The organism is Rickettsiales endosymbiont of Stachyamoeba lipophora, from assembly GCF_003932735.1.
Lineage (GTDB): Bacteria > Pseudomonadota > Alphaproteobacteria > Rickettsiales > 33-17 > RICK01.
The window spans coordinates 937,303-949,601 of sequence record NZ_CP033611.1 but is presented as its reverse complement, the minus strand read 5'-3'; the positions used below and the strand labels follow the sequence as shown (position 1 = coordinate 949,601).

The following is a 12,299-nucleotide window of genomic DNA, read 5'->3' as shown; positions in this document are numbered from 1 at the left end:
ATATCAGTTAATAAATTAACCTTCAAGAAAACTTAATCATTATATAGAAGTTAACTGCCCACCTACCAGCTTAAACAGTTCATTAATTTTTTGATCAGTAGCCCCAAAATTATAATCCACATCAATTGCAAGGCCACCGGTTGCTTTAAATTCCTCAAGCAATTTTACTTCTAAGGTAATAAAATCAAGATGTTGCTTAAGCTTCATGAGGCTTACTTCATCCTCAAAAATTTTATTCATAGGAATTTGCTTAAGCAGTAGTTTACCATAATTTATAGTTATTTCCTGCAATTTACTTAAATCATTGCCATCTATTGCTATAACCAACTGGTTTTGACTGTTAACTGCTGTACTAATTTGATAATTGAGCTTAAAATGGTCAAAAATAAAAGTAAGATAATTTATAAGCTTAAGCACCACAATTTTTTCAAAGTTTTCAGTATTAACAGCCACTTGATACATAAATATCTCTCTTATTTTATTAAAATTATATAGCTCTCTTCTGGTAAACTATATTATTCATTAATAGCCACAATAGCTATATTGTTGTTCTTAGCATACGTTAGCATTTGCGACTTATCTACTAAATAAGTTTTGCCTGCTGTAATAGCAACAGCTGCAATTCCTGCATTTTTAATTTGCTTAAGAGTATTAATCCCGATAGTAGGTATATCCACCTTAGTTTCCTGATTAGTTTTAGGCTGCTTAACTAACACACCTGCAGGTTTTAATTGTTTAAACTCTTGGCAGCGCTTAAGCATTTTTTCAGTACCTTCTAATGCCTCAACAGCTATTATTTGATTATTCCTTATTACTACCGCTTGGCCAATATCATATTTACTAGCGAACTTTAAATAATCTTGGCCCAATTGTATGTCGCTTGTTAGCTGATCACTAATGTCATTGCTAGTTAAAATTCCTGAGTTAACGGTTAAAAATTGCAAATAAGGATTAGGATCCAGCACATTTAAATTTAAATGCTGCTCAAGATAGGTAATTAAATTAGTCAATAGATTATTATCGCCGCCTCTAAAATCTTTTAAATACTTAAGTATTTTTTTTGCTTCATCATCAATTCCTAGCAAAGAAGCTAAGTTGGGTCTAAGTACCTTACCAATTAATAATATTTTACTAATCTGAAATTTATTTAAAATTTGCAAAATAGGAGAGACGCGCGTTAATGAACAATAAAAACTTGGCAAGCCTTTATATTTTAAATAAAAATGCAGCTTTAAATCTAATGCTATGATAATAAAATTTATACATTTTTGCTGTAATTGATCAATTAAAACATAGGGTAACCCTTCACTACCGGCTATTACCCCTATTATTTCATTTTGGTCGGCAAACTGCTCTTGAGGCATCAGCATCTATAAATTCCAAAATTTGTTTAACTGCTTCTGAGCTTCCCATTTCTGTTCTAACTTTTGTAACCTTTTGATCAAAAGTAAGCCCCTCTTCCTCTTCAAACAACATCTTATACATATTTCTTAGCGCGTTAATTTCATCGCGATCAAAATTACGACGTTTCATCCCGATAATATTTAAACCGGCAAGCGAAGCTCTTTCACCCATAGCGGTTCCAAATGGAATTATATCTTTTTCAATACCGGACATTCCGCCAATCATAGCATGACTACCAATTCTTACAAATTGATGTACAGCTGATAACCCACCGATAATTGCAAAATCCTCAACCTTGACATGGCCGGCAAGGGTAGCATTATTGGCTAAAATTACATTATTACCAACCTTACAATCATGAGCAATATGAGAACTTACCATAAAGAGGCAATTATTGCCTACTGCTGTAAGCATTCCCCCACCCTCAGTGCCAGGGTTAATGGTAACATATTCTCGTATAACGTTGTTATTACCAATAATAAGTTTCGATTGTTCACCTTTAAACTTCAAGTCCTGCGGAGCAAGACCAATTGCAGCAAAAGGGAAAATCTGATTATTATTTCCTATAGTAGTTAATCCATCTATTACCACATGTGAATGAATAATATTATCATCTCCTAATTCAACATTGTCACCAATGATTGAATATGCGCCTATTTTAACATTATTACCAATTTTTGCAGAAGGACTTATTATTGCAGTTTGATGTATTAGATGTATTGCTTGAGCCATACTATTTATCCATAATCATTGCGCTAAACATGGCTTCCGCTACTTTATTATCTTCTACAAATGCAGTAGCAATAAATTTCCATACATTAGCCTTATTACGCTCTTTAACCACTTGCATTTTCAGCACATCCCCTGGAATAACCGGCTTTCTGAATTTAGCTTGATCAATAGTCATGAAATATACCAATTTGCCTTTAGCTTCTTCTCCAAGAGTTTTCACTACAAGTGCAGCAGCAGTCTGAGCCATCGCCTCAACAATCAATACTCCAGGCATGATTGGCACGTTAGGAAAATGCCCCATAAAATGCGGCTCATTAAAAGTCACATTTTTAATACCTACAGCAGACTCTCCAAGCTTAATATCGACAATCTTATCAACTAATAAAATTGGATAACGATGTGGTATCATTTGTAAAATTTGGTTGATATCAACGCTAAATAATTCCATTTAAGATCCTTTCTTAATCATTTTTTGTAAGGCCAAACTTTGTCTATGCCAATCTTTAATATTTACAGCAGGTGTGCCACCAACTATGGAGCCATCTTCAATATCTTTTACAACTCCTGATTGGGCAGCTATTTGAACTTTTGCACCGATTTTAATATGTCCGGCAATGCCTACTTGGCCACCTATTACTGCATAATCACCAATTTCAGTGCTACCAGCAATACCGGTTTGAGCTACAATAATAACATTTTTGCCAACCTTAACATTGTGCCCTAGCTGCACCAGGTTATCTATCTTACTACCTTTGCCTACCACCGTATCATTAACTGAGCCTCGGTCAATACTTGTATTTGCTCCAATCTCCACATCGTCTTCAATTATCACTCTGCCAATATGTAAAACTTTATTATGTTTATAACTGGCAAACGCAAAACCAAATCCGTCTTGACCTATACGCACTCCAGGGTGAATTATTACATTCTGGCCAATTTCAGTATACTGCAACGTACAATTACTATAAACTTTAGAATTGTTACCAATTCTAACTCCATATTTAATGACGCTATTCGCATCAATAACTACGTTATCCCCAATCTCAACACTATCTTCAATCACTACATTAGCCGCAATATATACATTACTACCAATTTTAGCATTAGTTGCAATAGTAGCATTTGGAGCTATATAACTCTGCTTATTCTTTGCCTCTTGAATAGAGCTGTAAAAATATTCAAGCGCTTTAGCATAACTGTAATAAGGAGTATTACTTACCAACTTGATCTTGATATTTTGTGCATATTCTAAATATTTTGGCTCTAGAATCACACCTAAAGCTTTCGTCTGCTCAAGGGCAGTTAAATATTTCTTATTAGCCAAAAAGCATAAGGATGCTTCGCCGGCATTTTCAAAAGAAGCTATATCACAAAAATAACATTGATTAGCATCTAGCTCATCACTTATATGCAGTTCTAAATTTAGTATATTCGCTAAAGCTTGAACTGATACTGCACCTGTAACTGTAAAAAATCTATTATCCATCACAACTTAAGCTTACTCTATTGTAACTTTGCTAAGCTTTTGATTTACCTTTTTCAATACTTCCACGGTAATATCAAGAGAGACATCAGCATATAAAATTTGCGAGGTAGGAAATACTATTTTAACTTTTCTTTCTTCGGCAATGTCTTTAATCACATTGGATGCCACTTCACTAATTTTACTAATTCCTTTAATATTCATTTCTTCAAGATTACTGCGCTTCATCTGAATGCCACGTTGTACCTCAGCAAGCTTAGTTTGAAAGCTACGAACCTTTTTTTCAAAAGCTTCAGGAGATAAAGTTTTTTGTTCTTTCTTTAATTTACCTTCATCTGCTTTCAATTGATTTTCTTGCTTGGCAATCTCATCTTCATATTTTTTTTTCTTTTCTTCTAATTGCTTTTGCACATTCTTGGCTGCATTGCTTTCAGAGAGCACATGTTCAATATCTACCACTAAATAATCAGCTTCACTTGCACAAGCTAAGTTAATCGCTAAGACCGTGCATAATATAAAATAAACTTTTTTTAACATAATAAAAACTCAACTTAAATAATTAAAATTCTGACATAATTGAAAAGCGTAATATTTTTTCTTTATCAAAAGACTGTTTAGAAATTGGCTTAGCAACAGTTATACCAATTAATCCTATCGGGGAATGCCATGCTATTCCAGTACCAATCGCAGCACGTGGATTTTTAGAGTTAAAAATAACTGATTTTATATAAGCTGGATCACTATAATTTTTATAATCAACGCCAAATAAGCCGCCCGCATCAGCAAATATTAAACCACGAATATCTAATTCTTTAGGTAAACCAAGTGGCACAGAAAGTTGCGCTCTAGCATTATAGAAAGTATTACCCCCAACGGCTTCTCCTGTAGTGCTATCTCGTGGGCCAATACCATTGGTTCTAAATGCTCTTACATCATCTCCACCCATATAGAATCTTTCAGAAATCGGAATTTTGCTATGACCTAAAGACTGGATATGCCCTGCTCCAAATTGCAAAAGCAATACCACATCTTGTCTTATAACCGGCTTATAAAAACTTGCTTTAAATTCATTTCTAAAAAATTGAGAACCTTTAAATATACCTGCTAAATCCTGTACAAATTTGACTAACAATCCTTTAGTTGGATATTGCTTACTATCTAAACTGTCCCATGATAAAGAATGACCAATAGATGAGATAATCTTTTTAGCATTATCCTCACGTAGCAATAAGGAAGAAGTTTGCTCAATATCTTTATATTCATCTACCTTATATCTATAAAAAGTACCATAACGTAAATTCTCTATAATTTCGTAACTAGCTCTACCTGCAATCATATTAGTTTGTTGGGAATAGTTACGATCTAACTTCTTTGATTTATCATGAAGTACTCTTTCAACGTCAATTCCTACTGCTAAATCATAATCGTAAAAATATGGGTTAGTAAAACTAGCCTTGAAATCTGTATCCCTTCTAGCTTTCATCAAATAAGTATCTATTTCATAGCCGCGGCCTGCGAGGTTTCTTTCTTGATAGCCAATTTTACCAATTGGCCCTTGGATTGATGAAACTCCAGCTGCAAAATTTAAAGATCCGGTTGATTTTTCTTTTACCTCAACATCTACATCTACTCTGTCATCAGCCTTTTCGCTATGCGAAGGTCTTACAGTTACTGGGTCAAAAAAATCTAAATCTTTTAGTCTTTTTTCAGCTTTTTGAATTTGTTTAGCATGATAAGGATCTCCTTCAGCAATTTTAAATTCTCGCCTAATAACTTTATCTACCGTTCTTAAATTACCTTTAATATTAATTTGGTTAATATAAAATTTTGGGCCTTCATCAATTACATACTTAACGTCAACAAGTCTAGCTTCAGGATGTTTATCGAGGCTTACTTCAGCGGTACTAAAAGGATAACCTTTATTAGCCAAAAGGTTATTAATCACCTCTACATCCTGCCTAATTAGCTGGCTGTTATAACGCTTTTTAGGTTTGATCCCGATTAAACTTTCAACTTCTTTTGTTTCAATATTTTTTAGCTTATTATCAACTGTAATATTTCTAAAATTATAAATCTCACCTTCTTTAATAATAAAAGTAACTACAAAACTATTGCTTTCAGTTGATAAGTCAATTACCGGATCTTCAATTTCAATATCAGCAAATCCACGGGAAGTATAAAAATCTACTAATAGCTCCCGGTCAAATTTAACCTTTTCAGGATCAAACTTAGGTGAATCGGTTAAAAACCTAAACCATTTATCTTCTCTAGTTAAAATAACATCTTTAAGTTTACCGCCACTTACATTATTATTGCCAATAAAGTAAATTTTAGAAATCAAAGTTTTAGGGCCTTCATTAATTTCATAAATCAAGTTCACTCTATTGTGAGGTAGCTTAATAATTTTAGTATCTACTTTTGCTGCATATCTGCTATTTCTTTGATAAAGCCTTTTAATAGTTTCAACATCTATCTGGACTTTACTTTTATTCAATATCGAGCGTGAAGTTTGAGTAAGTTCTTTTATAATATCATCTGTTTTAACCCGCTTATTACCCTCAAGTGACAAAGTATGGATCATTGGGTTTTCAACCACCTTAATATGCACCACTCCATTTTGAGAGGAGATCTTTATATCTTCAAATAAACCGGTTTGGAATAATTTTTTGGTCGCATCGTCAATTTTTTGGCTACTCACCATGTCTTCTTTAGCAAAACCTAAATATGAGTAAATTGTAGATTCTTCTACTCTTTGTAATCCTTCAATTACAATTTTATTGACTTTTTCTGCATAGGAATTAACAGCAAACAATAAAGCAATTATTAAGAAGATATTCTTGATCATTTTGGTTACTTTATAAAATATTTAAAGACGTCATTTAAATTGGCAATTAACATCAAAAATATCAACAAAAAAATTCCAAAAGGCAATAAATAAACCGAAATCTTTTCTACAAATGATCTCTTAAGTACCATTGATGATAAATATATCATAATATGACCTCCATCAAGCCCAGGTATAGGTACTAAATTGATCACTGCCAGATTAATTGAAAGTATCGCAATAAATGACAATAAGATTTCTGCTCCTTTAGCAAAGGCTTTACCTGAATAATCTGCTATAGAAATCACGCCTCCAAATTGATTAAGATCAGCATTATTTGTCACCATACTTCTGATTTCATTAGCTATTGCCAAAGTATCTTGAGCCGTTTTCATAATTCCAATTTGCATGGCTTTAAATAAACTAATTTTACGGTAGATTAGATCTTTATCAAAGTTACCAACTATCCCTAATATCCGACGCCCTTGCTCATTTTTTATAGGGGTGACCTTTACCCTTAAATCCTCATCATATCTTATAATATTAAGAGTTAGTATCATATTAGCACTCAAATTATGAGGTTTATGATATTCTTGATCTAATGTACGCACAATATCACTAAAATAATTAATTTTAGCACCATTAATATAGGCAATGATGTCACCCTTTTGGATGCCAGCTTTAGCAGCCGGACTCTCCTTTATTACCTCTTCCACTATCGGCAAAGTATCAGGTATACCTTTAGTAAATACAAGTGCACTTATAATCAATATCGCCAATAACAAATTAAAAACAGGCCCAGCTAACGCAATAAGAATCTTTTGATAATTAGGTTTATCATCAAAGGTAATACTTGGATCCAATTCTTCACTCGTTCCATCTTTACGCATAAATTGATTATGACCGTACAACTTCACATATCCACCAAGTGGCAGCATACAAATCTTCCATCTGGTATTATGCTTATCAGTAAAGCCTATTAGCTCTTTGCCAAATCCAACTGCAAAAGCTTCAACTTTAACTCCACAAATTCTGGCAAATAAATAATGCCCAAACTCGTGCACTACTACTAAAATAGTTAAAACTACTAAAAATCCTACAATCGACAATATTATACTATTCATTACTTCACTGCTTTAAATAAATTTAAGGTTTTGATGCGCTGAGCGCTATGATCCACAATTGGCGGCAGATATCCATAGTATTTGATTATCTGCTCTGAAGGCTTGTGAATGCTTTGCTCTTCCACTTGTTTAAGCTCACTTACATAAGTCCTGATATATTCACCTTGCGGATCAAAATTTTTACTTTGGGTATAAGGATTAAATATTCTAAAATAAGGTTGAGCATCAGTACCTGTTGAAGCCGACCATTGCCATCCCCCTACATTGGAGGATAAATCATAATCCAATAATTGTTGAGCAAAATATTCTTCACCTATTTTCCAATCAACCAATAAATCTTTGGTTAAAAATGAGGCGGCTATCATCCTTGCCCGATTATGCATCCAACCCGTTTGATTTAACTGCCTCATTGCTGCATCAATAATCGGATAGCCAGTTTTGCCTTCCTGCCAAGCTTTAATTTTACTAGGATCATTCTCCCATTTTAGGGTATACTGATAAGCCGGTTGAAACTCCAAATTTACGGTATGAGGAAATCTAAATAAAATCATCATGTAAAATTCACGCCAGATTAATTCCTGTACCCAAGCATAAGCTCCATTAGTCTCAATTTCATTAGCTTCTCTAAAACATTCTCTAATAGAAATTATTCCAAATCTTAAATAAGGAGAAAGAAGGCTAGTACCATTTCTGGCTAAAAAATTACGCTCAATATTATAATTATTTATTTTATTATCTAAAAATTCTTGTAATTTTACAGCCGCATCTTCTACTATAAATGATAAATTTGGTTGATATTCATATCCTACAATTGTTAAAATTTCCTGCGCCTGCTGGGTCTCAATTAACTTAACCCGGGTCTCCAGCTGGTTAAGCTCTTGGCTGCTTGGATAACATAATTTATTTAAATTAGGTTGTACTAGTTGATAATCCGCCTTACTTAAATGAGCACGCCATGCTTTAGCAAAAGGAGTGAAAACCTTGTAAGGTTCTTGGTTATTTTTTAAAATTTTTTCAGCAGGAATAATTAAATGATCACAAATTAACTGTAAGCTAATATCCAACTTAGCTAAGCTATTTACTACTTTTTGATCACGAATTACATTGCTCGGTTCATAATCCGTACCGGCATAAATGCGTTCTACTCCTAAAATACCCGCCATATCCGGAATAACCTGTTCGGGATTACCAACAGTTACGATCACTTGGGAGTTATATATTTTGATACGTTTATTAATGCCAAGCAGAGCGTCAGTAATAAAACTTAGTCTACGGTCTTGCTTATTAACAAATCTGGCTAAAATATTCTCATCAAATACAAAAGCCAAATAAACCAGATCACATTCTTGCGTTGCAGCTGCTATTACCTTGTGATCATCAACCCGTAAATCCCTTCTTAACCAAACCAGCCCTTTATGCATTTTTATTGTAAATTTACTAAAATTATTGATTAATAGGAGCAATCTTAAGCCCCAATTCTTCTGCTACTTTTTTATTTACAGTTGTTAACTGTTTGTAAGCAGTTTCAACAGGAATATTAGCCAGTTTTTCGCCCCTCAAAAGTTTTACCGCCATCTTGCCTGCTTGGCGCCCAATTGTATACTCATCATTATAAATACTAGCTAGCACTCCAAACTCGCTCGCATCAAACACTGCAATAACTGGAATTTTTTCTTTTTTCAGGTGATTTACAATTACACTAGCACTATTTGCAACAGTATTATCATTAATAAGCAGCAAACAATCTATCTGCTTAAGAATTGCATTTACGGTTAATACTACTTCATTGGAATTATTTAAAGGCTTAAGGATAAATTTTAAGCCTTTATGTTCATAAGCCTTTAAATCTTGGATGATCGCATTCGAATTAGCCTCAGCAGGATTATAAATAATCCCTATTTTTTGCACTGAAGGCAAAATTTTCTTAATAAAATTTATTTGCTCTAGGGCGGCAATATTATTAATCACCCCAGTTATATTTGATTCAGGATGCTCATAATTTTTGACTAATTCAGCTTGCTTAGGATTAGTAACACTGGCAAAAACAATTGGTTTATCTTTAATCTTTTGTTTTAAGCTTTGTGCCATGGGAGTTGCAATTGCAATAACTACTTGCGAATCACTAGCATTAAGGCTAGCAGCAATATTAGTAGCGTTAATAATACTACCCACCGCATTATAATGATGGATTATGATTTTTGGGAATTGTTCTTTAAGCTCATCTATCGCCCCCTCTCTTACTTGGTCGAGCGATTTATGTGGAGCAATCTGTGTTATAGCTACATTGATAGCAGCAGTAGCATACACTGAGTTAAGACTGCTTATAGCAAAAATAATTGCATAAATTAACTTGAACATATTTACCTCATGATCATTATTAGCATGAATACAACTATGTTCAAGTTAATTTGTTTATCATTTCCTAGCGATAAAACCCAGCGGTAGATCTCCTAGGTGGGTCAGTCACTAGGTTGGTAGCATGTGGTGGTATGTTATTTTGCTGAATCCTATGCTCTATTTGATTAACAATGCCATCCAATCTATCTAAACCAAAGCTTGGCAGATCTGTTATAAATTGTGCAAAATTTTGGTTAGGCCCTATTAAAACCAATTTCTCAACTTGGTTCAGATACTGAAAATTCTCTTCGATATAAAAACAACGACAAATCTTACTTAAAATAACTGTATTAACCACACCATGAAATGGGCCATATGCGGGTAAATTATCTGCCTGATCCATTAGATATTGCGCCAAATTATTAAGGTTAAGCTTTTTTTCTTGGATAAATTGGTGTGAACTCATCTGCAAGGTTATCTTAGCCAACTCAACATCATTACTACAACCCACTAGATAATTTACTACTTCAGACATAACCTGAGATTTCAGATCATCATTTGAAATTTGCTGAAAATAACTCAAATTAAAGCACCATTTATTATCAAACAAGATACCTACATTACATATAAACTTAATATAAAATTTAATATTTGCTACATCCTCATACAGCTCATTGTCAAAATCTTGTTCATTCACTGTGTTTAAATCTTCCATCTCATAGAATTCTTCTAAAAGATAATTAAATTCATCACAAAAATGTACTGTAAAACTATGCTGTACCTCGAGCAAGTTGGAACTAATTATCGCTCTTTTAATTAAGGTAGTGCGGGAAAGTCTATCTAAATAATCCGTTAAACATCTAAAATCTTCTTTAACATAATCAGGATGAAATTTTTGAGGACTAGTAACTATTCTAGTAGTCTGCTTTGGCATTTTAATATCACTTAATTTTTAGTTAATTAATTTTGTATGTTTAATAAGTATAAACTTTATATTGTCAATTAACTTTTTACTAAGCGTATTAAATATTTAGTAACGTTTTTGCAATGTGATCGATTAACCAATTGAAAAATATAATAAAAGTGTCATCTAGCTTGATTATTACAGTAAATGGTAAGATAAATAAATTTTTAGCTAAGAGCCTAAAATATAATAAAAAATTTTAAGAGATAGAACTACAGAGAAAATTGATATTTCTAATATATTAATTCGATTAAGCGTTATAAGAACAAATGAAAATTTAAGCATCCCAGCTTACGCTGATAACACCAGGATGCTTATACTTTAACTAATGAAACATGCCATGAACATTTGATGCAGAGACAATGCGAGCGACCGTACTGCGATTATCAAATTTCACCTGGAGCTCACTATTATTGCATTTATCAATTTTAGAGATAATTTCATCTATTTGCTCTAAAGATTTTGTAGCTAAGCTAGCACAAAAATTTTTACAACTCTCCATAGGATATATAGCTGCAATCTGATCACTTCTGCTCATTTTAGTAATGATTTTTGAAACGTAAACAAAGCGGCAAATTTTTTCGAAAACTTCTGGAGTTATAGAATTATCAACTCCTCCAAAATAATGAAATTGCCCATTAAGAACTTTGAGATATTCAGCAACTTGGGTACAGCTAATCTTTTTGTTTTTTATATATGAAGGCTTAACACTTTCTTGGGCTATGACTGCATAAAACATTATTACCAACCTATCCCCACCCCCTCTGGATAACTTACTTATAATTTGGTTAGTAACACTTACTTTTTTTTCTTGATCAAATGAACCAAATCCTGGAACCTGTATATTAAGCCCATAGCTAAATAACTTATTAGTATTATATAGAATATTAACTAATTGCGATAATTTTTCATTTTTTTCATCATTTAAATAAAAAGGCGTTTGCAAATCTTCTTTGCTGACGCTAGCTAAGTCGCTTATGCCAAAATATGAGAGAATATGTTGCAATTCTTTACTCTCACTAATTTTATCAGGATATCTAGCCGCAAGAAACTTCGAATAATCTATGGCTTGTTCTGCTAAGCTATCAAAGATTGGTTGGTGCAGCACTACTGATGGATTGGCACTACGTTCTCTTTCTGAAAATATTCTATCACTTTGATTAGTAATCATGTAAGTTCTTACCTTTTGTTAAATTATAACGATAAATGATTAACAACAAGTTAACAAAATCAAGTATCGCGATAGCTTAATATAATAATATTAGGTAATGTCAACTTTTAAAGCAACTAATTGGATTAAATTTGAATATCTTAGGTTATAAGCTTAGAATAATTAATACATCAAATTGTACATTTTAAAATAAATTTAAAATTAGTTGATATCAATTAATTTATGCGCACTAAGTTTTGTACGGCAATCTGAATAAGAGA

At 32.8% G+C, this 12,299-nt stretch carries 12 protein-coding genes; all 12 read right to left on the bottom strand.

Going from position 1 to position 12,299, the window contains the following annotated elements:
- Positions 1-39: 39 nt before the first annotated feature.
- The 12 genes from EF513_RS04350 to EF513_RS04295 all read right to left on the bottom strand — a co-directional run bounded on the left by EF513_RS04350 (position 40) and on the right by EF513_RS04295 (position 12,039).
- On the bottom strand, positions 40-462 hold the full coding sequence (locus EF513_RS04350) for a head GIN domain-containing protein (RefSeq protein ID WP_125216193.1): 423 nt from the start codon (positions 460-462) through the stop codon (positions 40-42).
- Between the two features lie 53 nt (positions 463-515).
- Positions 516-1,364: an LpxI family protein gene (locus tag EF513_RS04345; protein WP_164503822.1), complete on the bottom strand. Its 849-nt coding sequence runs from the start codon at positions 1,362-1,364 to the stop codon at positions 516-518.
- The gene (lpxA, locus tag EF513_RS04340; protein WP_125216191.1) at positions 1,333-2,136 is read right to left on the bottom strand and encodes an acyl-ACP--UDP-N-acetylglucosamine O-acyltransferase; all 804 of its coding nucleotides are present in this window, start codon (positions 2,134-2,136) and stop codon (positions 1,333-1,335) included. The genes EF513_RS04345 and lpxA overlap by 32 nt, the downstream gene beginning before the upstream one ends.
- Before the next feature lies 1 nt (position 2,137).
- Entirely contained in the window at positions 2,138-2,584 is a 447-nt protein-coding gene (fabZ, locus tag EF513_RS04335) for a 3-hydroxyacyl-ACP dehydratase FabZ (RefSeq protein ID WP_125216190.1), read from the bottom strand.
- Positions 2,585-3,622 carry a UDP-3-O-(3-hydroxymyristoyl)glucosamine N-acyltransferase gene (gene lpxD, locus EF513_RS04330; RefSeq protein ID WP_125216189.1) on the bottom strand — a complete coding sequence of 346 codons (1,038 nt, stop codon included), beginning with the start codon at positions 3,620-3,622 and terminating at the stop codon, positions 2,585-2,587. It abuts the gene before it with no gap.
- A gap of 12 nt (positions 3,623-3,634) precedes the next feature.
- The gene (locus EF513_RS04325) at positions 3,635-4,156 is read right to left on the bottom strand and encodes an OmpH/Skp family outer membrane protein (protein ID WP_125216188.1); all 522 of its coding nucleotides are present in this window, start codon (positions 4,154-4,156) and stop codon (positions 3,635-3,637) included.
- Positions 4,157-4,178: 22 nt separating this feature from the next.
- Entirely contained in the window at positions 4,179-6,464 is a 2,286-nt protein-coding gene (gene bamA, locus EF513_RS04320; RefSeq protein WP_125216187.1) for an outer membrane protein assembly factor BamA, read from the bottom strand.
- A 5-nt stretch (positions 6,465-6,469) separates the two neighbouring features.
- Positions 6,470-7,567, bottom strand: a complete 1,098-nt coding sequence (gene rseP, locus EF513_RS04315; protein WP_125216186.1) for an RIP metalloprotease RseP — start codon at positions 7,565-7,567, stop codon at positions 6,470-6,472.
- Complete coding sequence (locus EF513_RS04310; RefSeq protein WP_125216185.1) at positions 7,567-8,988, bottom strand: cryptochrome/photolyase family protein; 1,422 nt, start codon at positions 8,986-8,988, stop codon at positions 7,567-7,569. Before EF513_RS04310 ends, rseP begins: the two co-directional genes overlap by 1 nt.
- A 22-nt stretch (positions 8,989-9,010) precedes the next feature.
- Positions 9,011-9,925, bottom strand: a complete 915-nt coding sequence (locus tag EF513_RS04305) for an ABC transporter substrate-binding protein (RefSeq protein ID WP_125216184.1) — start codon at positions 9,923-9,925, stop codon at positions 9,011-9,013.
- Positions 9,926-9,989: 64 nt separating this feature from the next.
- Positions 9,990-10,838 carry a hypothetical protein gene (locus EF513_RS04300; protein WP_125216183.1) on the bottom strand — a complete coding sequence of 283 codons (849 nt, stop codon included), beginning with the start codon at positions 10,836-10,838 and terminating at the stop codon, positions 9,990-9,992.
- 355 nt (positions 10,839-11,193) lie between these two features.
- The gene (locus tag EF513_RS04295) at positions 11,194-12,039 is read right to left on the bottom strand and encodes a hypothetical protein (RefSeq protein WP_125216182.1); all 846 of its coding nucleotides are present in this window, start codon (positions 12,037-12,039) and stop codon (positions 11,194-11,196) included.
- Positions 12,040-12,299: the final 260 nt, after the last annotated feature.